Genomic DNA, 22,371 nt, shown 5'->3' on the forward strand with positions numbered 1-22,371 from the left:
CCTCTCGGTACTTTGAGATATCTATCTATAAAAACGCTTTCTTCCTTGGTCCGGGCCTTACCGGCTCCCCCTTCCCCAAGAGCGTCTTTTTACATAACATACGGCTGACGCTGCCATCAGCAGAAATCCTGCTGCCGCGCAGAAGCCGGTACCGGCTCCGCCGGTGTGAGGCAGTTCAAACCCATTGGTGTTTTTGATTACCAAGATAGGCGGCTGCCCGCCGCTTTCCGGCGGCAGTACCCTGACCATGCCAAGGTCGGTTCCCTCTCCTGTTACGTCCACACCAGCCTGCTTTAATATAAACCGGACCGGTTTTTCCAAGAGCTGGTATCCGGCAGGTGCTTTTGTCTCCACCAGATAGTAGGTGTCCGGTACCAGGGAGGCTATGTAAATCTCTCCTTTTTCATCTGTGTAAAGCATGTCCTGATTTATTTTAATGCCGTATACCGGGCTGTTTTCCTGTCCGCCTTCCCCACTGGCTCCCGGTATGGCCACTGCTCCTTCCTGTCCCTGCTGCGCCTCTTTATACAGGTCGAACCCTGCTCCCTGGAGAACTTTGTCCTGGCTCAGTACATCTGTCTTGCGCAGCCTCAGGCTGCAGGCTGCAACCTGGACAACCGGGTGGTCATAGTCCTGCGTATAATGCAGCTGGTCTATGATATAACCTGCAATTGCATTATGGTTGGAGCGGAACCCGGGATAACCGGAACTGGTGTCATTGGTCCCATAGTCGGTTTTTGCATCTCCCTTTACGCCTCCGTAACCATCCATCTGATTGTTGCGGTTCTCAGAGTATTTATCATAGGCTGTCCGGGTGGTCTTTACATTAAATGACAGGGTGTATGTCACCTCAGGTTTCAGGACATATCCCGGATTAAAGATTACTTTTACGGTTCCTGTGGTTGTATCCCGGCTGCCCGGTGCAGGTGTAAAGGTCACATCCCGGATGATTGGACTGCCGTCCTCCGCGGTGTTGCCCTCCTGGGCTTTACCCACCGTACCGCCGGTCTCGCTTCCGCTTCCCTGCCACAGTTTAGTGAACCTTCCCTTCTTATCCTTCATGGTTACCAGTACATCGGGCTGCTCGCCGTACCATTCCACATACTGGCTCAATTCATCCTCAATGGATACCCCGGTCACCGGGAGCCCATACATGATGGAGTAAAATGCATCGTTTAACGCATCTGCATCCGTGGCAAAATAATAGTTTTCCTCTGATGTGGCGATTTTCTTCAGGGTGTCCGTCATCAGCGGACTGTCCTTATCCTGTTTCGTTCCCACGCCCAATGCGTACACAATCGTGTCATCATGGGCTGTGTGGAACTGGTTCGCATAATGGATGGTGGGCTGCTTTGCATATGTGCCGGAGGTACTCGTTCCTGTGCCGAAACGGCCCCAGAAGCCGGACTCAAAGGTGGACTGGCAATTGTAGTCGCTGCCTCTAAAATAAAACCCTGCAGAGCTATTGGACGGCTGATAATAGTGGTACCCGGGATACCGCTGCGATTTGCTCACACCGGCTGTATCCTCTGTCAGATAGTAGTAGGTTGGATAACCGTCACTGATAAAAATCATATACCGGTTGGCTTCCGGCCTTGTATCCTCAGATTCTCTTAAAAGGTCACCTGCTATTTTAAGGGCCTGCATTATGTTGGTACCGCTGCCGCTGGAGTTGCTCCACCCCTCCTCCTTCAGCAAATCCTCCCTCAGCGGTTCAAGGTCATTTTCTTCCAGGGTTCTGTAGTCCTGATTCCACCGGCTGGACGACCAGGCATCCCTGTCTCCCTTGCTGTATCCGCTGTCGCTTCCATCCTCTTTTTGATAATTATTCCAGGTTCCGGAGTACCCCACTATGCTGATGCGGTTTCGTTCATCACTGTTCAGCAGCTGCTCTGCAAAATTCTCTGCGGTATCCACCACAGCGTCAGCTCTTGTGCTGCCTCCCCCCATGTCTGTGGTCTGCATACTGTTTGAGTTATCCAGCACCATGACCACGTCTGCCGGCGCTCCTATGATTCCGGCCTTCAGGTCCAGGTACAGCCGGTAGAAATCAGTCATATCCATGTCCTTCTTATCCAGTCCGGTATCCGGATTCTTTTCACCGGTCTCAGGCCGCAGGGCATCAATGGTCTTTTGTATCTCCAGGGTCTGCTTATTGGGAATCTCCGCTTCCTTTGTATTGGTGATTGTAAAGGTCCATGTGGTGTCGGAGCTGCTTTGCCATTCGTAGAGGTCAAGGGTTTTGGCATAATTAGAATACGTGGTGGTTTCAGCCCCGCCATTGGCCGGAATACCGGATAAATAGTACTTATGATTTCCGTACTCTGTATACAGCTTTCCTGCATTGTTCGTATAGCTGTAATAGAAATTACCGCTATAGGTAGACTTCTGGCCGGCATATAGCCGGTAATAATAATACCCATTGATATATTCTGTATAAAGACCCAGCTTCCGTTCTGTATTCGCCGTATTTAACAGCTCAAAGCCTTTTGAACTGCCTGGGGCGGCGCTGCTTTTAGCGGTCCACACAGACTCCGGGGCCGCCTGTGTGCCTGCCTCAATATTCTCTGTTACACTGATTGAGGTCAGGCTGGAGGTATCACTTCCCGCACTGGCCAGAGCATTTCCGCTGTTTACCAGCATGTAGGTGCCGCCGTCTGTGAATTGCCGGACTTTCACCCATTCACCATCATCTGAGCTCATTTCACCGGCTATGGATGGATAGTATCCGGATACAGCACCTTCCTCCACAGAATACAGGATGGGTGTTCCGTCTTCTTCTGTAGGCGGAAGTCCGGTCCACTCTCCTGACCAGCTATTGCTGCTGTTTAGTTCCATGGAATCCCCGGTACGCTTACCGCCGGCCAGAAGATGCACTGTGACTGAGCCCGGATGCCCGCCCGAGTCCCCTTCCCATTTCTTTTCAACGCGTACATTGACATTACCGGTTCTTCTCTGGTTCATGATGGTGTATGAATACACTGCCCTGTTCTCAACACCTGACAGTCCTGTATCTGACGGATTTTCAGTATCCGTAACAGTTGCAGCATCCGCCTGGACCTCTGTCTGCCTGACATCCTCCGGTGATTCCGGGAATTCAATTCCCTCTGCATTTACAGTAATCTTCCATGGCTTCTCAGGCGTAACATATCCGGAGGGGGCCTGGGTTTCATACAGCAGGTAATTTCCTGCCTGGAGATTCCCGAAGAGAAGAATGCCCGAATTATCAGTCTCCTGTGAGGCAAAGGGAGTTTCCTCCAGTTTCTCCCAGTTTTCATCTGCTCTGTAAAGCTCAAACACTGCCCCGGGCAGTACGGTTTCGCCTGTGTTGGTTTTTCTGATTTCCAGCGACATTCCGGTGTATCCGGTATATGTATTGGTAATTGTGGTTGCTGCAAAGCTGTTTAAACGGAATGAATGCTGATGAATCTCGTTGGCGCTGCGTATCACCTTATCTGCCAGAATGGAGCCGCCAAAGGTGGCGCTTTGGTCCACGGTACCGCCGGGAGCCAGTATCACGCCTACGGCCGCGTTCTGCATCCGTATGTATCCGGTATAACAGCTGCCCTCATCAACCATGTTCCAAATCAGTCTGCCATACTCATCCTTCCAGCCCCCGGCATTATTGCTGTTTGGTCCGACATCCGGAAGCGTCACCATGTCAGATACCACATTGGCGCAGTTCAGATTAATTACCAGGTACTGTTCCCCCTGGGGTTCAGCCCCCAGCGGAATACCATGATTCAGATTTTTATCTGATTCTCCGATTGCGTCTGCTATGCTTCCCTTTGTAATGACGCCGTCAGCCGGTACATCCATATTCAGGAAACGCACGCCCGGTGTTTCCAAATCATCCTTGTCATAATCATTGGTCCTGCACGCTGCCAATGCTTCTGAAAAAGCTGCCAGCCGGTCAAAATTCTGCTCCCAGTCCATATTGGTGGGTTTACGAATGGCGCCTTCCCTGGCATTCTGCGCTTCTACCCTATAGCCGTCCGGTGTTGTTATGGATTTTTGGGCGTCATTGATTTCATTATCACCTCCAACATATAAGGCTGATACATTCTGTACCTTCATAGCCGGGTATTCACTGGGAATAAAGTTCTCTATATAGCTGGCATTATTAACATAATCGGCTGTTCCTCCGCCTAAGAATCCGTTGAGATTCTGTGCATCATAGGAAACCGTGAATCCATCACCCATTCCCTGGGCAATGGGATTTCCTGAGGCGTCCAGCTCAAAAACCCTGTAATATCCTGGTTCCAGGGTTACCTCTGCGGAGCCTGGACCAACCATCTGCAGCCGCTCTGCTTCTGAATCATTTTCATCGTAGACAACAAAATTGTATGTATCTGTTTCAGGGCCTCCCTCAGAAACCTCTTTTGTGACAGTCAGTGTCAGGGTTCCCTGATTTCCTGGCACAGTCGTTCCCACCTTGTCTGTATTTCCAAAGTCAAAATTACCATCAACCAGTTTCAGATTCTTCACCGCAATGCTGCCTTCCATGTGGCCTCTGGCTTCCATCTCATTTGCATACACTGCAAACTGATTTGTAATCCCAAACCCATCCAGAAGTTCTTCCAGTGTCATCTGTTCCGGGGATGCCGCCACCTTTACCTTGTACAGTGAAAAATGGTTGGTGCGCATGACCACTTTTCCATCCTCATCCGTCCATGCCTCCATATCGTCAGCCGTATCATTTTCTTCATCAATATGATAGACAGAAGCTGTGGCATTGTCAGCATCATCCAGAATTCCCTCAAAGGTAACCATCACCGGACCATCCGGTTCGATTTCCTTCTCACCATCCATAATGCATATATCAAACAGCCATTCAGACCAAGGGCTTTCCGGCTCATCAAGCTCATCTTCAGCCAATGTCTCTGCATCAGACGGCGTGGCTGTTCCGCCCTGTACTTTAGACACCTCCTTCACAACAAGTCTCAGGTCGCCCTTGGGAAATAAATCCTCAGGACCTGTCATGGTCACGGTCACACCGCCCTCTGTCACTGCTTCCAGAGTCAATTCCTTAATCGTTTCTCTCCAGATAAGCTCCAGGGAATTATTTTTGCGCTTGGATGCCCGCAGTCCCGCTTTATAATTCTTCCCGGTTCCGCCGTATAACCTGAAATACTGCCCTTCCTCTTCCGCCTCAGAGGGACTTGCTGCGGATACATTGGATGGTGTTGCTAAAGATGCATCGGAAGGAGTCGCTTTGTCCAGTTTCTCCGGCGCTGCTGTCTGGGATTCAGCCGGGTTTGACCCATTAACCGGGTTTTTATCTTCCTGTGAATTCTTTCCGGCCTCTTTATCCGCTGCGGCAGGGGGTTCACCGGAAGATACGGATTCCTCAACATCAGCTGTTGTTCCGCTGCCGGTGTCGGTTGTTTCTTCTCCGGTGTCGGTTGTTCCTTCTCCGGTGTCGGTTGTTTCTTTACCCGCATCCGTTGTTTCTTTTTCAGTGTTTGCTGCATCCTTTCCGGTATCGGTTGCTTCTTCACTGGTACCCGCAGTTTCTTTGCCGGCATCTGCTGTCTTTTCACCGGTATCCGCAGCTTCTTCCTTGGTTTCCGAAGTTATCTCTCCGGCCTCAGAGGCACTGTTTTTTTGCTTTGGCTCATTGTCAGTTACCGCACCACGCCATGTGCTCTCCGTATTTTCATCCAATGCATACGCCGGAAGAAACAGATGGACTGTAAAATGCCCGGAAATTTCCGCCTTGGGTTCGCTCTTTGCTACAGCGGAGCCGCTGTTATCGGAGGTGTCTCCACTCTCTCCGCCGCCGCTGTCGGAACCGCTGCTGCCGGAACCGCTGTCATCTTCCCCGCTGCCGGAACTGCTGCTACCGGAACCGCTGCCATCTTCCCCGCTGCCGGAACTGCTGTTACCGGAACCGCTGTCATTTCCTCCGCTTACGCTGTCGGAACCACTGCTGCCGGAACTGTTCTCATTTCCATCATTACCGGAGTTCCCACTTCCTGAACTGCTTCCATTTTCATCGTTTCCGGAGCCGTCATTACCCGGATTAACTCCGTTATCCTCACTGCCAGAACCGCCATTGCCGATTCCGGAACCATTGTTTTCCTCCGTTTTGCCATTGCCGGGCACGGAACCTTCATTTCCGCTTTCTCCTTTGTTCTCATCTGCCTCATGATTTGCCTGATTATCCTTTTCCGGGTTCCGGGATTCCTCCGGCTTACTTATACCATCTGCGCTCGAACCGTCCTCTGCGCCGCCTGCTCCTGCGCCGCCTGTTCCTGACCCGTCTGCTCCTGACCCGCCTGTTCCTGCGCCGCCTGCTCCTGTACCTCCATGACCTGCGGCTGCATTCCCGCCGGCAGCTTCCTTGGACGGCTCCCCAGCCTCTTTCCGGGCCTTCCTTTCCTCTGCCTTTTCCTTCTCCTGTTCATCCAGATTGGTGTACATATCTGAATTACAGTATAAAAGGAAAGACACTGCTTCCTCCGGCTCCAGGCTGAACCAGTAATTCACAACACCGTTTCCCTTAAACTCACGGTGAAGCTCTATGAATCCGCCGTCTTCTGTATCAACCAGACAGACTGCATCGTCCTCTTCCATATCCTCAAAGTTATACATATCGGAAAGACCTGCTCCATTGCTTTCTGTATGGAGTACAAAAACAGTTGGGTCTGCGCCCTTTACTGCTTCAGCCCTGATACGGACAGCCAGCTCATCCCCATAGACAGCTCTCACCGTCTCCGCCTCCATTCGGGGCTGGTCCTTTGTCATACTGATGGCCGGCATACACAGCAGCGCATATACGGAACCTGCAATTATGACAGACAGCAGAGTCAGTACAAGATATGTATACCTTCTCTGTCTGTGCGCTTTTATGTATTGCTCTACTTTTCTCCACAAATCGCTCTGCATCATGCCTCACCCCCTTCAATGTGATACTTGTTTCCCATACCGGCCTTATTGCACCGGCCCTATATTGGCCAGCGGCCATAGCTTGAGAATGACCTTTCCCACAATCACATCTTCCGACACGCATCCCACGGATGAAGACCGGCTGTCAATGGATGTGCTCCTGTGGTCCCCCAGTACAAAAATCCGGTTGTCCGGCACCTGGTAGGGAAAATCCAGGTCGCATTCCCCAAGACCCTTCTCTGTCACATAGGGTTCATCTGCAGCCACGCCATTTACCAGGACTGTTCCGTCATCCTTTACCACAATCTGGTCTCCCGGAAGCCCAATGACCCGTTTCAGCAAAATTTTGTTGTTATAATAAAATGCAATCACTTCGCCACGGCGGAACTTACCATTCTTCAGCGATAGAACCAGCTCCCCATTCTCCAGGGTAGGTTCCATACTGGTGCCCACTACCTGGAGCACCGGCATGAACATGGTGGCAATGAGGACCGCGATGGCTGCAACAATTATCAGCACATAAACCGTTCCTCTCAGCGTCCTCCTGTACTCATGCTTATGCCGCACACGCTTAAGCTCCATTTCAAGCTGTTCTATGGAAGGTACAAAAGCTGCTTTTTTACCCATAAACTTCCCCGCTCTTTTCCTGAATCCCGTCCATGGCATAAATGGCCAGCTCATCCTCCTGAGCTTTGCTTTTTGTCCGGATGTTCTCCAGATACCGCGCGGCTGCATCCTGTGCAGCCTCAAATATGCCGCTTAACTGCAATGCCGCCTCTGCGATAGAACCTGCCTGTCCTATCTTGATTTCCCGTGCCGTGATTCGCTGCTTAAGAGCCTCATTTTCTTCCCTTAAAGCTTCATTTTTCCGTTCAGACTCAATTAGCATCTCCAGAAGTTCAGACCGCCGGAGTTTACGAAGTTCCCTGCCTGTCATAGACCAACTCTCCTTTAATCCTGTAGTTCAATCTTCCCAGCCTCTTTCAGGTGCAGCGCCTCGTCGCCCACCGCACTGTCCATCAGCTTAATCAGTTCCAACACACTCCTGAAACAGACTGTCTTCTTTTTATCCACCCATATCAGCTTTCCCTGCCAGCTGGCATTCTGACGGTACTGGACCTGCACTATAAATGTGGCCCTGTCTCCTTTATTTTCCAAAATCTCATTGACCTTGTTCATCAAAAACACCCTCCTGTCATGTCTTACCTGAGCTGTCGAAGTGAAACTGCGGTTCTGCAGATTTGCCATCGGTGTCCCTGTCTGTTCAAATATGTCATCTGCCTTCAGAATCATCTGAAGCGCATTTTTAAAGTCCACCGGTTTATTCCCATATCTGTGGTAAAATCTCCCGGATATGGGGTCCTGTCCACTTCCGTCAATACATACACACAGCGTACCAGGATATGATTCAATTGATATCATTTTATCCCTCCCAAATATACCGTCAGTTCTAAATCACTTCTACACTATACACGCCAGGGCATTACATCACACATTACACCAAATAAAAAAATTACTGTTTTTTAGGCTGCACCACCGGGGTTATGCGGAAATCCAGCCTGATTCCCCATATTTTTCCTGATTTTTGGAAGCTCCTGTGTATTCTGTCCGTCACCCGGCTGCAGTCTTCCAGGGTCAGGCCGGATAGCAGGATTAAAAACTGGTTGTCTCCGCTTTTGGTATAGATATCTCCAACTCTCAGGGTACTCTCAATGGATTTCATTAACACAGAGGTATTGTCCAGCCCTTTGTCTCCCCGTTCCAGACGTTTTCCCTGATTATCGGTAATACTGCAGCACACAAGGAATACCGCCTGACCGTTACGGGCGGACAGACGTTTCAGTATACGGTAACAGTCAATAAAACTGGGAAAACGGCAGTAATACGCTCCCCCCACCGCCTCCTCATTGAACTGCTCCTGTATTTCTTTTATTGCCGTATAAGCACTGTTGATATGGCTGCTGACCTGCTCATACCGGCCCAGCATTTCTTCTGACGGCATAACGCCAAAATCCCGGAATATAGACTTGCTGAACTCATCCAGCGTGTTCAGGGCCTTCTGGAAATCCCCCCTGGCAATATGAGCATCGATTTTCATAATGGCAAAGGCCTCATACATGTATATATTGAATGCCCGGCCCGCGATATACAGGGCATTATCGTACTCCTTTTCATTCATATATGCCTGGTAGAGCCGCTCCACTGCCTCTGTATACATTTTCTGGTAATCCATGGTCCTGGCAGCCACCCATTGCTCCGCTGATAATTCAGGAAGAAAATCTCCCTTGTACAGTTCGCAGGCATCCCTTAAAAGTGGCAGCTCCTGTCCCTGGGGCAGGGTCTTTGCCTGCTGCAGATAACTAAAAAACTGCTTGACGTCTGTCTCCAGTCCCACCTTGGATGCATCCCACCGGTAAAGCCCGTTTTCAACTATGATGTACTCGTACTCAGGAAGCGGCAGTTTTTTAATCATTTTCCTCAGGCGGAAAATGTTAACGCGCATACTGTTGGCTGGATTGCTGACTTCATTTTCACCATAGAGCCGGCTCAGGATTAAATCCCGGCTGATTCCCTTCTCACCTGCCTCCCACAGCATGACAAGAAGCTGGACCGTGATACTGTGTATATCAAGCGGCAGTTTCATTGGCCTATCATCATACTCTATATACAGCTCTCCAAACATACATACCTTCAAGCATACTTGCTCCATGACAGACCCCTCTTCTTTTCTTTTGTTTAGACAATTCGCCTATTATATTTATTATAAAGCTTGATATGTTACGGGAACGTTATTAACTTAACAATGCAGTGTTACTTTACAGTTACATTTCGTTTTATGTCACAGATTACAGGAAATTACACCCTGCCGGTAAATAAAACAAAAAAACAATGGTCCGGGGCTTTTCTCCGTACCATTGTCTCTCAGTTCTTCCTATATCATAATTCCTAACTTATCCCTTTTATCAGCTGCTCTTTCTGCACCCTGCTCATGTGTTTAATCGCATACTCCCTGCGCATGGCTTCCTGTTTTGTCTCAAATGCCTCATAGTAGGACAGCACCACCGGACGTCTGGGCCTTGTGTACTTTGCCCCGGTTCCCTGGTTATGAGCCTTAAGACGCTTGTCCAGGTCATTGGTCCAGCCGCAGTAAAACGTACCGTCCGCACAGGTGAGGATATAGGTATAGTTCATGGATATCCCTTCCTTCCCGGTAATCAAACACCTGACAGCAATAAAAGGGCGTCCCTTTAAGGGAATGCCCTTCCTGTCTCATTTTATCAGATAATGCCGGCTATGTAAACGGTAATAACGCTTGCAACACGTCATCACCGCCCAGGTTGCCCTGTAATCTATGATTAAAGCACCAGCTGGATGCGCGGCACAACCAGATAGAAGGTATTTTTCTGAACCACATCTATACCTTATTATATCGCGCATACCTTTAAAATGTGCATAAAACACATTTAATATTCCTCTAAAATCTTCTCCCTCCGCCTCCGTGACTCCTGCCGCTGCTGGAGCTGTGGGTGGAACTGCGCCCTGAACTTCGTCCTGAACCTCCTGACGAGTGGTGTGCGGCGGGCCTTGGTATGGGGGCTGAGGTGACGAATTTCTGAATCAGGCTGTCCCCTGAACTGCCAAAGGCAAATTTGGCATCTGCCCGGTAAGCCAGAAGGCTGTTGGCTCTCTCCCGTTCAGTCTGGGCCATGGAATACCGCCCTTTTACTCCCAGGCACACCGAACCTGCCACTCCGGCTGACACCAGAAATGCGAACATGGCTTCATACCAGCGTATGCTTCTGTAGACACTGATTTCACCGGTTTCCGTATCATAATTATACTGGCCTCTCTGAATTCCCCGGTCCACATAATACTCCACATCTTTCAGGAATTCAGCTGCTGCACCCGCATAATCGCGGCTCCTCAATGCATAGGATACATCATCCTGTATTTCATCAATCCGCTGGTCTGTCAGAATCCGTATCATATTGCCGGTGGTGGACACATAGCTCTCACCGCCATAACTGTCCGGACTGTCCATATAAATCAGGAACAGCACGCCGCTGGCTTTCCTCCCTGTGCCCAGTCCGTTCTGGTCGTAAAAATCATCTGCATACTCCCTGGCCGTATGGCTGCCGTCATTATAGGCAGTCACCACCGCCACATCCATTCCGGTCTTTTTCCTGCACCGGGCAATAAGCTCCTCCAGGTTTTCGGCTTCCTCTGATGTCATAAGGCCGGCCTCGTCAAACAGCCGCCGGGTATCTTTACGGGACTGGTCCTTGCTGTAGGTCTTGGCCTTGCCATAAACCTGAATCCTGCCATAAGACTGAATCTCACCGTAAGGCTGAATCTTACCGTAAGGCTGGGATTCCTGTGCCTGAGATTCCTGTGCCTGGGAATCCAGTACATTCCCTGCTCCGCTCCAAAGTCCCAGGCACAACGCCGCTGCTGCCAGCAGTCTGAGCCATCTAACAACCGTTCTGCGTCCTGTCATCCTAAGAAATACCCTCCTATCATAAGTAATAGGAACATCGGAAGAAATACGGAGAAAAAGAGAACCGCCAGCTTTTTCCTGTCCACAGGCAGCTTGCCGCAGACTTTTCCTGTCTGCCCGTTGAGAGCGAAGTAGTATATCTTTCCCCTGGCCTTGTCATTATATGTAAGGGTCCATACAGGAAGCAGGGCATAGCTCCATTTCTCGTCCCTGATACCGGCTTCCTTTTTGCGCACCTGGATTTTGCTGTAGTTTCCGGCCTGATTCTGAAGGCTTTGCAGGGCAAACTGCCTGACCTCTGTCTGCACATCCGTCATGAACTGTTCCTTTTCCATATCCCGGTTCTCGGCCAGGAATCCGGAAAGATATCCCATGGAGAAATTCTCCTTCTCATTCATCCTGTATGGAAGTACACTGTCCACCAGCTGCCTGTTGGCCTTTCTCAGACCGTTCCTGGCCACATGGTCCACCTCCATGGTTCCCTGGCGTTTTACATCGTATATCTTTGTCTCTGTATACCGCATGCCTGCGGTATCCCATGTCCTGAGCATGGTCCCCTGGGCATCCAGCTCCCCGTCCACACGGCAGCTGTAAAGCCAGTAGGGAAAATACACTCCGCTCATGCTCTCAATCTGTTTCTTATTGTAAAATGCCTCCGGCACATATCTCTTTCTCCCTATCCACTGGGAAAATATCTCCTCTGCCTTCTGCCTGTCTATCCGGAAGGGAATCACATAATCCGGCCTGAATTCCCCTTCCAGCCGTCCTGCCAGCACCACGGGGTTATGGCAGTAATAGCAGAAAGTCGCAGCCGTGGTATTGTCCGTCACAATCTGTGCGCCGCAGCTGGGGCAGGTATAAAGAACCGGCTGAGTCCCGGCAGCGTCTGGCTCAGCATAACCGGATTCAGGGCTGCCTGATTCCGGATGGTCCAGTTCTTCCTGTGTAAAATCAGACAGGCAGTATTCGCAGTGGTATTTCTGTGAAGCCGGGTCAAACATAAGACCGCCGTTACAGTTAGGGCATTTGTAGGTTATGGCTGCCATATTCTCTCTCCTGTTATCACAGCATTTAAGACCTTGGTTTCCCGCATTCGCTGCAGAACTTTCCCGTATTAATAGTTCCGCAGGCACAGGTCCACGGTGTATCGGGACGCGGGTGCCCGCACTCCCCGCAGAACTTTCCCGTATTGGAGGTTCCGCAGCTTGGGCAGCTCCATGCCCCGGCTGTCTGTGCTCCCGGCGTCTGGGCGGCCATTCCCGCAGCTCCCGGCTGCGCTCCTGCCATTGGTCCGGCCATTCCCGCTGCTCCCGGCTGCGCTCCTGCGGTCTGGTTCGGCACAGCCCACTGGTTTCCGGCCGGCTGTCCTCCCATCCCAGGCCCCGGATTACCAGGCATCCGGCCCGGGGCCTGGTTCATCTGCATCTGCTGCATATTGGCATTGGATGCTGCGCCCATAAAGCCGCCGCCCATCTGCATTCCCATTCCCATGCCCATAAAACCGGCCATGGCGCCGTTGTCATTGGAGCCTGCATTTTTAAGCCCCTCCGCAATGGTGGTCTGTACATATCCTTCCCTGATTGACGGGTCGCCCATCATGGCTCCTCTGTTTCTCAGGTTAATCAGACTCTGGGACTCCTCGTCGTAGGTGATGCTGGCAATACCCACTGCCTGTATCTCCATGCCTCGCATCCGGGTCCACTCCTCATCCAGGGTCTGGGCCATATACTGTCCCAGCTCCCGGCTCTTGGATGTGACATAAGATATCCTGGTGCCGTCCGCCGACATCTGGTTGATGGATGTCTGCAGGGCCTCCAGGAACTCCGACAGGTACTGCTCGTTGATGGAATCAATATCCACATGGTCCGCATTCTTTGGGATAACCTCAGCATAAAACTTAATGGGGTCCGTCACTTTGATGGAGTACGTTCCATGGGCGCGCAGAAACAATTCCGCGTTGTAAAAATCATCAAAATAGTTCACCGGATTGCGGGTGCCGAATTTAATTCCTTTTATCTCCTGGAGATTGACATAATACACCTTCTGAGCCCCGGGCGTCACGCCGCCGAAGCGGATACGGTTAAAGGATTCCTTAAGCGCCTCCCCGAACTGCCCGTTAAACATGGAAGGCATGGAGGAATGGCTGACCTTATAGTAACCTTCCTCAGCCGTATAATCCACTATCTTTCCTCCGTCCACCAGCATCATGAACTGGTTGGGATATACGTGGATAACGGAACCGTCCGACACGATATCGGAGGACCCCTTTGTATTGGACCCCTTTCCCCTGCGCACCTGTACGCCCCGCACAAAGACGGTCTTATCTCCCATATCATCCGGCTCTATGGCCTCCAGCCACTGGTCTGCCAGGGCTCCTCCCACTGCTGTGGTAACTGCTTTAATGATTCCCATGATTAATCCCCTTTCTTAGCTGCCTTCTTCTGCCTGCGCCTGCGCTTAACCGGCTCCACTGCCTTGATGGCCACCCATATCATCAGCGCGGCTATGGCCAGCTGAATCACAATGCTTATGATAATCCAGTTCTCCATCACAAAGCCGGTGGACTGCATCCCGAAATAGCCTGCCATCTTGGCCGCAGGCGTACTGCCTCCCAGCTGTCCGTTTATGATTGTATAAAATGTAGCTGCCGGGTTAAGAAGCAGCAGATAAATCACATTTCCCGATGAGGGCTTCACCACATTTTCCCCGAATCCATAGGCTACCACTGAATTATTTATATTCATGGCGGACAGGGAGAGGGAAAACTTATTTATAAAGTATGTCCCTGCCACCACGGCTATAAGCACTCCATAGGTGGCAACCGTGGATATGGTAGACCGTTTAAACAGGGCTGAGAAACAGATTCCCAGGCTGCCTGCAAAAAAGGCCACTGTAATATAACATAAAAGCAGGGACAGAATATCCTGCCACGTGATACCCCCATAGACAAATACCATGGCCACTGCGGGAAAACTGGACACAATCAGCAGCAGCAGTGTGCTCAGGGCACTCATCAGCTTCCCAATCACCACCTGGGACGCCGTCATCTGGGTGGTGAGCATCAATTCCAGGGTCTGCCGTTCCCGCTCCCCGCTTATGCTGGCCGCTGTCACAGCCGGCACAATAAACATCAGCAGTATAAATTCAATGGTGGTGACAAACTCATACATATCCATAAAGCTGCTGTACTGGATAACAGCTGCGGACTCCACCTGGGCCACGGCGGAATACATGTTGAGCAGGGTGACCATGGACAGGATTCCATTGAACAGCACGATGATGAGGGGCAGTCTGATACTTCTGGAGCTGACCTTCATCTCCCGGCTATAGACCGGATTTCGCATCATAAGACAACACCACCCTTTCCTCTTCATGTTCTGTCAGCTGCATAAATACGGATTCCAAGCTTCCCTTTTCCCGGGTGAATCCGTTGACCAGCACATCGCTGTCAATCAGCTGCTGGAGCAGCAGGGCCTCGTCCTGTGCATCCCCTGCAAACCGTACGCAGATATCCTGCTCCCTTAGGGATATGGTCTGTACGCAGGGATGGCTCTTAAGGATGGCCAAAGCCTTGTCTATATTGGTAAACACAGATATGACCAGCGGATTGGAGGTATTGACCCTGGACAGGATATCGTCTATGTTTCCCTCCAGCACCATCCGCCCCTGGTCGATGATTCCGATATCCGTACAGAGCTCGGACAGTTCTGACAGGACATGGGAGCTGATTACTATGGTCTTGCCCGACTCCTGGAGCTCCTTTAATATTTCCCTGAATTCAAAACGGGTCCTGGGGTCCAGCCCGGATGTGGGCTCATCCAGTACCAGGATGGCCGGGTCGTGAATCAGGGCCCTGGCCAGGCACAGCCTCTGCTTCATGCCCCTGGACAGTCCGTCCACAAAAAAATCCAGCTTATCCTCCAGCCCCACCTGTTCCAGCAGGGCCGTGTATCTCTTTCTTGCCACCAGGCCGTTTATGTGATGGCAGGCTGCAAAGAATTCCATGTATTCCGATACGGTCAGGTTATCGTACACTCCGAAAAAATCCGGCACATAGCCAATCATGGCCTTTAGCTTTCCCAGGTCGGAACGGGCGTCCATACCGTTTATGGTGATTCTGCCTTCCTCCGCCTCCAGGAGCCCTGTCATGATTTTAATGGTGGTGGTCTTTCCAGCCCCGTTGGGCCCCACAAAACCATAGAGGGCTCCTGTTTCCACCGTCATGTCCAGGCCGCTTAACGCATGGTATTTTCCGTATATCTTGTGTAATCCTCTTATCTCCAGCATCATTTACTCCTTCCTGTCACGGTCAGTATGGGCAGCATGATATTCCAGGTGTAATCGCCTGTGGCATCATACACATACTTGATGGTCAGGGTATTGCCCGGGGACAGGTATGGTTCCAGAGCCTGCCTGTCATAGGACTGGGCATGGGTATCCATGGAATCATAGGCGCCGGTATTGTAATTATAAAAATACATGTTGCCGGCAAAGGGCACTGTATAGTAGTACCGCATGCTCTGTACCACCTCATCGCTCATCTGATGGAAGGACAGCTTCTCCACCTCAATATCATTGCCCAGATAGTACTCCAGCATCACAGGCGTCAGGCCGTACATGCTGTTGTTGGACGCATAATACTCACCGGAGAGCACATTAGGCTGCTTCTGGAGCGCGGACCTGTATATCATGCCGTCCTGCTCATAGTTTACGTCAATGGAGGATGTGAGCAGGGTGGACCCATATGTCTCATGGCTGGAGGACTTTAAGAAGCCTGTTTCCTCCTTCTCATTGCTGAATCCCAGCACTCTGGCTTCTGAGTGGTAGCCCGACAGGTAGTTTCCCATATAGAAGGACAGGAGGTTGGTTCTCTCCAGCGCCTGCACATAGGCTGCATCCCGTATGTCCTTGTCCTCCTTATAGCGGGAAGCCCCTGTTATCTGCTCCGCCATGGCATAGCCGAAATTGGTGATTCCGTATATGACCTTCATATCGTCCAGACTTACGGTTTCGCCCGGTTCCATATGGCCGATGAGAATCATCTGATTATACAGGAGGATGGCCACATTGTCCACCTCCTGGCCGTAATGGTTGGTCAGAGTGCCTGTCACCTTACCGTCAAAGGAATTCACATCCCCTGTAAATCCCTCCTGCTGCCCGTTTTCCATGCGGCGCTCCATCATGAAAAACTTTGAATTAAACGCACCCACATTATCAGACTTAACCCTGGTGCCCTCCTCATCATAACGTATGGTGATGGACGGCGTTTCCTCACCTGTGAATTTGGGCAGGGGCGTCATGTTGTAGTAGGCATTTCCCGTAATGGGATACAGGGTGTAGTCCGGGTTCAGGGTTACGGAATAGGATTTATTATAGGGCGCCCGCATATTGATGAATGTTGTCTCGGATATCTCATCCCGGTCCGTGTCCTTTATGGTGGCGTAGGTGAAGAAGGGCCCTGTGAACCGGGTGCTCATGCCCATGAGAAGGACCATGCCGGTGCAGCACAGGGACAGAACGGCCACGGACAGCTGATAGTACTGGCGCATTCCCCTCTGTTTCCAGAAGAAGTAAAGACCCGGCCCGGCCAGGGCCACATAGGCCACTGCCAGGGTCACGTAAAGGCTCACCTTCGGAAGATTATTGATGTTGCCTGTATTAATCAGTCCCTGTACCGACCAGAACTGGCTGGACGTGCTTCCGTCCATGGCGCTGGCCAGCCCGTTTATCTTATCCTCACCCAGGAGCGTGGTGAACAGGTTGTCGATATAGGAGATATTGGCCTGGCAGAACTCCTCTATGTCCACAAAATCGTACATGGCCACGGCAGCCAGTCCATTCCCCACGGAAACCGACGAGAGCACGGAAAGCTCCTCGCTTCCCAGCACCTCGGTGCCGCCTTTGAGCATAACATCCGTACATGTCAGGGGGATGGAGGCGCCCTCAGGCCGGTCCACCGCATATTCCACACCCATGTTGATGACCCGCTCATCGGGCTGGGGAAGGGGCTGCTCCAAAAGCTCCCTGCCAAAGGCCCTCAGGGTATCCTCTCCCCTTCCGCCGGTTCCTATGAGCAGGACGCCGCCTTTGCGGACCCATTCCCACACAGCCTCAATCTGCTGTCCTGACAGCTTTCCTGAATCAAAATCCGTTATGAGCAGCACATCCAGCTGGTCCAGTCCCAGTTCCGTCACGGGAAGCGTGGCTGCCGTCATCTCAATGGTCTTTGTCCTGAGAGTGCTGTAGTTGATGCCAACACCGTTAAAATACAGAAGCTCCGCCGGGTTATCGCTGAGCACGCCGATAAAAAGCTCTGCTGTTTCCAGGTTCAGATTCAGCTTCAGCCGTTTGCTTACCACCTCATTTCCATTCTCATCCAGCAGACGCACATACATCTGGTCCACTCTTGCCCCCAGGGATATACTCACTGATTTGTTCATGTTTCCGCCGGGTTCTATCTCAACCGGATACTCATACCGGTATACATCGTAATCCAGGTTCATATTATATCCCTGAAAATCCGGCTCCATGGCCAGAATACACAGGGTTCCCTTAAACGTCTGGCTGGTCCGGCTGTCCAGCTGGATTTTAATGGGCAGGAAACGGCCGCTTTTCGCTGTATTCTGATAACCGTAGACCACGTCCATGGCAACAGGGGATTCCGCGGTTTCCTCCCTGGCAGCTGTTTCACCGGTCCCTGATGCCTGGGCTCCCAGGGACTGGACCGTCACAGACGCTGCCAGCATTAAGCCAAAAAGGGTGCTTTTCAGCGCCCTTTTCATTTTCTCCGGAAATATCTGCATGTTACACTTCCTCATCCTATTCTCCGTTCAAGTCAGCTAATGGTTCCAAAATTCTCTTTATTAATGTCAAAATTCACCTGCAGCTTTACCGTGAACACGGTGCCGTCCAAATCGCTGGACACATTGATGGTGCCCCCATGCATGTCCACGATTTCCTTTGCAATGGCCAGTCCCAGGCCCGTACCGCCTGTGCTGCTGGACCGCGACTGCTCCACCCGGTAAAACTTGTTGAATATCAGGGGCAGCTCCTCCGGCGGTATAACATAGCCGTAATTGGTAACGGAAACAGTCACCACATCCTCCTGGGCCAGTATCTTTACCAGGACCCGCTTGCCGTCAGCGCCATACTTGATGGCATTGCCAATCAGGTTGTCAAACAGGCGGGCCAGCAGATTGCCATCAGCTGTTATGATTTTAGCCGGCACATTGCTCTGCAGGTCATATGACAGGTTCTTTTCCACAAAGTTGGGGTATGCCTCCTCCAAAAGCTGTCCCAGCAGCTTTACCACATCCAGCTGGGCCACATGCATGGATATCTTGCCGTAATTGAGCTTGGTAAACCCAAACAAATCTTCAATCAGCTTCTCCAGGCGCCTTGCCTTTCCATATGCAATCTCTATGTACTTGTGCTGCATCTCCGCCGGTATCTTATTGTTGCCTGCCAGCAGCTCCAGATATCCGATAATGGATGTCAGGGGCGTGCGCAGGTCATGGGCCACATTGGTTATAAGCTCATTTTTGGTGCGCTCGGATTCCCTCTCCTTATCCATCAGCTCCCGGATATCCTCCGCCATCTTGTTCAGGTTGGCAGCCATGCTGGAGAACTCGTCGTCTCCAATCACGTCGATGGTGGTGTTCAGGTTGCCTTCTGATATGCTCTGGACCGCATCCGATATATTGCTGATATAGCGGATGTAGGGTTCCTGGAGAATCATAAAGGTCACTGCAAACAGCACCAGCCCGGATACCACATAAACCAGCACCACCGCCACATGGTAATCCAGCACCGCCTGTAGCAGGCGGTTCATACGCCCGGATTCCTCCATGTATCTGGCAATCATGGACACGTTGGTCACCAGAAATATTTCCACCAGACAGGAAATAATGGCGCTGTATATGATGTTGGTGATAACACGGGTATGGTAGCGCCTGCTCATATCACTTTTCAATTTTGTAACCTACTCCCCACACAGTGGTGATGATTTTATTCTGTCTGGTGTCCTCTTTCATCTTGCCTCTCAGGCGTCTGATATGTACCATGACCGTGTTGTTGGCCTCGTATACCTTTTCATTCCACACCTTCTCGAATATCTCGTCGGTGCTGAATACCTTGCCCGGGTTGGAGGCCAGCAGGTACAGGATATCGAACTCAATGGGAGTGAGCTTGATTTCCTCATCGTCCACAATCACCTTATGGTTATCCTTATTAATGGTCATTCCCTTAATGGTTATCTCGTTGTTGGCCTTTTCCTTGGAAGCGCTGTTTGGATTCAGCTGTGTGTAGCGGCGCAGCTGGGATTTAACCCTGGCTGTCAGCTCCAGCGGGTTAAAGGGCTTCACCACATAGTCGTCCGCCCCTGTTCCCAGGCCTAATATCTTATCTAAATCCGTGGACTTGGCGCTGAGCATGATAATAGGGATATTGTTGGTTTCCCTTATCTTCTTGCACATCTCCAGGCCGTTCATACCCGGCATCATGATGTCCAGCAGCACCAGGTGCACCTCTTCTTTGGAAATAATTTCCAGTCCCTTGGCGGCATTCTCCGCCTTAAACACTTTATAGCCATCACTTACAAGATAAATCTCAATCAAATCCGCAATCTCTTTTTCATCATCTACAACCAGGATATTTATATCGGGCATGATGTCCCCTCCTCATACGTTAACTTATATGACCTATTCTAACATAATATATCAAGGTTTTCCTTACTTTTTTCTTGAAAAATTGTGGGAATTTCTGTTACAATCCGCCATACCTCCCTCTAATGGCAATATCTTCTTTTATTTGTATACTTTAAATAAAAACAGACTGAAAAATAGAAATTTTTGCAAATATTTGTGTTCTGTCACAATGGAAAAAGAAGTAAATTATGATATAATCATTTCATAAATATTATTAAAATTTTATAAACTCTCAGGAGGTGAGGATTATCAAGATAGTGACTGTCATGGACAATCTGGCCGGGGAACAAAAGGCCATGAAAGCAGAACACGGGTTGTCCTTTTATGTGGAGACAGGGGATGCGCGCATCCTCTTTGACTTCGGAGCAGGCAGACACGCCCTGGAAAATGCCCTCAGGCTGGGAATCCGGCCGGAACAGGTGGACATTGCAGTGGGAAGCCACGGGCATTACGACCACGCAGCCGGTTACAGGGATTTTGCGGCGGCAGGCCTTTGTTGTCCCCTGGTGACAGGTAATGGGTTCTTTGAGGAAAAATATGCCGTGAACGGCCTCAAGGCAACCTATCTGGGTACGGGATTTGACAGCCTGTTTCTGGAGGAGCACGGTGTCCGGCACATGGTATGCAGGTCTGTTCTTCCCATTGCCAGGAACTGCTGGGTCATGGGAGACATCATACGGAGCCATGACTTTGAGACGGTTCCGGAACGTTTTGTGATACGGGACAAGGAGGGATGGAAGCAGGATTATTTTCAGGATGAGGTCTGCCTTGTACTGGAAGACAGGGGTGAACTGGTGGTCATCGTGGGATGCAGCCACCCGGGCATCCTGAACATCCTGGATACGATAAGACAGCGCTTCTCACAGCCCATCCGGGCCGTGGTGGGCGGAACCCATCTGGTGGAGGCTGACCGGGAGCGCATACAGCTGACCATCCGTACCATGAAGGACATGGGTATCGGGCTTCTGGGCTTTAACCACTGCTCCGGGGAGCTTCTGCGGAACATGATGGCTGAAAATCCGGAGCTGAACACCGTGTATCTGGGCGCAGGCGACTGCCTGTTCCTCTGATTTCCCCGATTTGGATTACATCAGGGATACATTTCTTGGCAGGAGGACGATATGCTAGAATTTTCCAGTATGGCACAGGATTTTGTGGAAGCCACCTCCTCCCTGGTGGGAGGACGCACCATCAACATCATGGACCGGGAAGGGACCATCATCGCCTCCACGGAAAAGGAGCGCATCGGCACCTTCCACCAGGGCGCTGCCGAGGTCATTGCCACGGGAAAGCCGGTTCTTATTGAGACAAGGGACCTGCCCCGGTATCCCGGCGCAAAGGAGGGCTACAACATGCCCATCTTTCTGAAGGATGAGCTGATAGGGGTGGTGGGCATCTTTGGATGTGAGGAACAGATGCTGAATGTGGCTAATTTGCTGAAGGTCTATGTGGCCCAGCATTTTGCCCAGCAGGCCATGGCGCAGAAACAGAACGTGGAGTCCGAGGTAAGAAACCGGCTTTTGGGTCTGATGCTGCTGGGAGACACAGGGCAGACGGAAACCATATGCCAGCTGTCCGCCCTGATTCCGGTCCAGCCGGCCTTTCCTGTAAAGGTCATCATAATACGGGCAGGCGGACGGGAAAATACCAGGGAGCAGATGAACCACTACACCCAGCTCTTTCAGAACATGGCCTGGCAGGGCGCCCTGGACCGCGGGAAGGATGTGTTCGGCATCCAGAACAATGACTGCATCATCATTCACAGTGTTCCCCGGCACGGCAGGGACGAGGCCCTGGACAAAATCATAGCCCAGGTGGTCCGGGAGAAGGGACTCTGCATTGCTGTCAGCGGCGCCTGCAAAGGGCTGGAGGATATTCCCGGCGGTATGAAGGAATCCAACACCCTGATTTCCATGGAGGGGGGACCGGTCCGGAATCTGGAGGACAGCCAGGTCAGGATTCAGTATCTGATTTACAAGTCCCTGATTCACGGCGGTATGAAGTATGCAGAAATGCTGTACCGGAAGCTGACAGACAGCCAGGATGCCAGACAGGCCGAGGTCCTTCTGGTGACTGCCGGGGTATATTACCAGGAAAACGGCAGTGTGCAGAAGGCGTCCGACCGGCTCCATCTTCACAAGAACACCCTTCTTTACAGGATGAAGCGGCTGTTCCAGCTGCTGGACCTGGAAAACGAAACTCCCTTTACCAGGGAGTTCCTGATTCGTCTGATTTTCATGTATCATCCGGTGGGTGATATCACTTAAACATAGTTGA

16 protein-coding genes are annotated in these 22,371 nt (G+C 51.1%); 2 read left to right on the forward strand and 14 right to left on the reverse strand.

The window, feature by feature from the left end:
- Positions 1-57 precede the first annotated feature (57 nt).
- From I2H39_RS24270 to I2H39_RS24335, 14 genes are all read right to left on the reverse strand, one after another.
- On the reverse strand, positions 58-6,894 hold the full coding sequence (locus I2H39_RS24270; RefSeq protein ID WP_195627714.1) for a SpaA isopeptide-forming pilin-related protein: 6,837 nt from the start codon (positions 6,892-6,894) through the stop codon (positions 58-60).
- A gap of 42 nt (positions 6,895-6,936) precedes the next feature.
- Positions 6,937-7,518, reverse strand: coding sequence for a signal peptidase I (gene lepB, locus I2H39_RS24275; protein ID WP_195627715.1), 582 nt, complete (start codon positions 7,516-7,518; stop codon positions 6,937-6,939).
- The gene (locus I2H39_RS24280; protein ID WP_207746953.1) at positions 7,511-7,828 is read right to left on the reverse strand and encodes a DNA repair protein; all 318 of its coding nucleotides are present in this window, start codon (positions 7,826-7,828) and stop codon (positions 7,511-7,513) included. The genes lepB and I2H39_RS24280 overlap by 8 nt, the downstream gene beginning before the upstream one ends.
- Before the next feature lie 14 nt (positions 7,829-7,842).
- A complete protein-coding gene (locus tag I2H39_RS29355; protein WP_227147399.1) occupies positions 7,843-8,313 on the reverse strand; it encodes a hypothetical protein in 471 nt (156 codons plus the stop codon).
- Between the two features lie 91 nt (positions 8,314-8,404).
- The gene (locus tag I2H39_RS24290) at positions 8,405-9,601 is read right to left on the reverse strand and encodes a BTAD domain-containing putative transcriptional regulator (RefSeq protein ID WP_195627716.1); all 1,197 of its coding nucleotides are present in this window, start codon (positions 9,599-9,601) and stop codon (positions 8,405-8,407) included.
- A 236-nt stretch (positions 9,602-9,837) separates the two neighbouring features.
- Complete coding sequence (locus I2H39_RS24295) at positions 9,838-10,083, reverse strand: GIY-YIG nuclease family protein (RefSeq protein WP_138306343.1); 246 nt, start codon at positions 10,081-10,083, stop codon at positions 9,838-9,840.
- Positions 10,084-10,366: 283 nt separating this feature from the next.
- Positions 10,367-11,389, reverse strand: a complete 1,023-nt coding sequence (locus I2H39_RS24300) for a TPM domain-containing protein (RefSeq protein WP_195627717.1) — start codon at positions 11,387-11,389, stop codon at positions 10,367-10,369.
- Positions 11,386-12,435, reverse strand: a complete 1,050-nt coding sequence (locus I2H39_RS24305; RefSeq protein ID WP_195627718.1) for a zinc ribbon domain-containing protein — start codon at positions 12,433-12,435, stop codon at positions 11,386-11,388. Before I2H39_RS24305 ends, I2H39_RS24300 begins: the two co-directional genes overlap by 4 nt.
- 25 nt (positions 12,436-12,460) lie before the next feature.
- Positions 12,461-13,801, reverse strand: a complete 1,341-nt coding sequence (locus I2H39_RS24310; protein ID WP_195627719.1) for an SPFH domain-containing protein — start codon at positions 13,799-13,801, stop codon at positions 12,461-12,463.
- Positions 13,802-13,803: 2 nt separating this feature from the next.
- A complete protein-coding gene (locus I2H39_RS24315) occupies positions 13,804-14,736 on the reverse strand; it encodes an ABC transporter permease subunit (RefSeq protein ID WP_138306339.1) in 933 nt (310 codons plus the stop codon).
- Positions 14,714-15,676: an ABC transporter ATP-binding protein gene (locus I2H39_RS24320; RefSeq protein WP_138306586.1), complete on the reverse strand. Its 963-nt coding sequence runs from the start codon at positions 15,674-15,676 to the stop codon at positions 14,714-14,716. The genes I2H39_RS24315 and I2H39_RS24320 overlap by 23 nt, the downstream gene beginning before the upstream one ends.
- Positions 15,676-18,192, reverse strand: coding sequence for a hypothetical protein (locus I2H39_RS24325; RefSeq protein ID WP_195627720.1), 2,517 nt, complete (start codon positions 18,190-18,192; stop codon positions 15,676-15,678). The genes I2H39_RS24320 and I2H39_RS24325 overlap by 1 nt, the downstream gene beginning before the upstream one ends.
- A 32-nt stretch (positions 18,193-18,224) precedes the next feature.
- On the reverse strand, positions 18,225-19,361 hold the full coding sequence (locus I2H39_RS24330) for a HAMP domain-containing sensor histidine kinase (RefSeq protein WP_138306337.1): 1,137 nt from the start codon (positions 19,359-19,361) through the stop codon (positions 18,225-18,227).
- A complete protein-coding gene (locus I2H39_RS24335; RefSeq protein WP_002572923.1) occupies positions 19,351-20,055 on the reverse strand; it encodes a response regulator transcription factor in 705 nt (234 codons plus the stop codon). The genes I2H39_RS24330 and I2H39_RS24335 overlap by 11 nt, the downstream gene beginning before the upstream one ends.
- 305 nt (positions 20,056-20,360) lie before the next feature.
- On the opposite strand from I2H39_RS24335, the gene I2H39_RS24340 reads away from it, so the two are divergent.
- Entirely contained in the window at positions 20,361-21,164 is an 804-nt protein-coding gene (locus tag I2H39_RS24340) for an MBL fold metallo-hydrolase (protein ID WP_207746955.1), read from the forward strand.
- 51 nt (positions 21,165-21,215) lie between these two features.
- Complete coding sequence (locus I2H39_RS24345; protein ID WP_138306334.1) at positions 21,216-22,361, forward strand: sugar diacid recognition domain-containing protein; 1,146 nt, start codon at positions 21,216-21,218, stop codon at positions 22,359-22,361.
- The last annotated feature ends 10 nt before the right edge of the window (positions 22,362-22,371 follow it).

Source organism: Clostridium sp. 1001283B150225_161107_B6 (assembly GCF_015556325.1).
Lineage (GTDB): Bacteria > Bacillota > Clostridia > Lachnospirales > Lachnospiraceae > Enterocloster.

Excerpts from the sequence above, each read along its gene's own strand:
- I2H39_RS24270 (WP_195627714.1), bottom strand. The coding sequence starts at position 6,894 with ATGATGCAGAGCGATTTGTGGAGAAAAGTAGAGCAATACATAAAAGCG.
- lepB (WP_195627715.1), bottom strand. The coding sequence starts at position 7,518 with ATGGGTAAAAAAGCAGCTTTTGTACCTTCCATAGAACAGCTTGAAATG.
- I2H39_RS24280 (WP_207746953.1), bottom strand. The coding sequence starts at position 7,828 with ATGACAGGCAGGGAACTTCGTAAACTCCGGCGGTCTGAACTTCTGGAG.
- I2H39_RS29355 (WP_227147399.1), bottom strand. The coding sequence starts at position 8,313 with ATGATATCAATTGAATCATATCCTGGTACGCTGTGTGTATGTATTGAC.
- I2H39_RS24290 (WP_195627716.1), bottom strand. The coding sequence starts at position 9,601 with ATGGAGCAAGTATGCTTGAAGGTATGTATGTTTGGAGAGCTGTATATA.
- I2H39_RS24295 (WP_138306343.1), bottom strand. The coding sequence starts at position 10,083 with ATGAACTATACCTATATCCTCACCTGTGCGGACGGTACGTTTTACTGC.
- I2H39_RS24300 (WP_195627717.1), bottom strand. The coding sequence starts at position 11,389 with ATGACAGGACGCAGAACGGTTGTTAGATGGCTCAGACTGCTGGCAGCA.
- I2H39_RS24305 (WP_195627718.1), bottom strand. The coding sequence starts at position 12,435 with ATGGCAGCCATAACCTACAAATGCCCTAACTGTAACGGCGGTCTTATG.
- I2H39_RS24310 (WP_195627719.1), bottom strand. The coding sequence starts at position 13,801 with ATGGGAATCATTAAAGCAGTTACCACAGCAGTGGGAGGAGCCCTGGCA.
- I2H39_RS24315 (WP_138306339.1), bottom strand. The coding sequence starts at position 14,736 with ATGATGCGAAATCCGGTCTATAGCCGGGAGATGAAGGTCAGCTCCAGA.
- I2H39_RS24320 (WP_138306586.1), bottom strand. The coding sequence starts at position 15,676 with ATGCTGGAGATAAGAGGATTACACAAGATATACGGAAAATACCATGCG.
- I2H39_RS24325 (WP_195627720.1), bottom strand. The coding sequence starts at position 18,192 with ATGCAGATATTTCCGGAGAAAATGAAAAGGGCGCTGAAAAGCACCCTT.
- I2H39_RS24335 (WP_002572923.1), bottom strand. The coding sequence starts at position 20,055 with ATGCCCGATATAAATATCCTGGTTGTAGATGATGAAAAAGAGATTGCG.
- I2H39_RS24340 (WP_207746955.1), top strand. The coding sequence starts at position 20,361 with ATGGACAATCTGGCCGGGGAACAAAAGGCCATGAAAGCAGAACACGGG.
- I2H39_RS24345 (WP_138306334.1), top strand. The coding sequence starts at position 21,216 with ATGCTAGAATTTTCCAGTATGGCACAGGATTTTGTGGAAGCCACCTCC.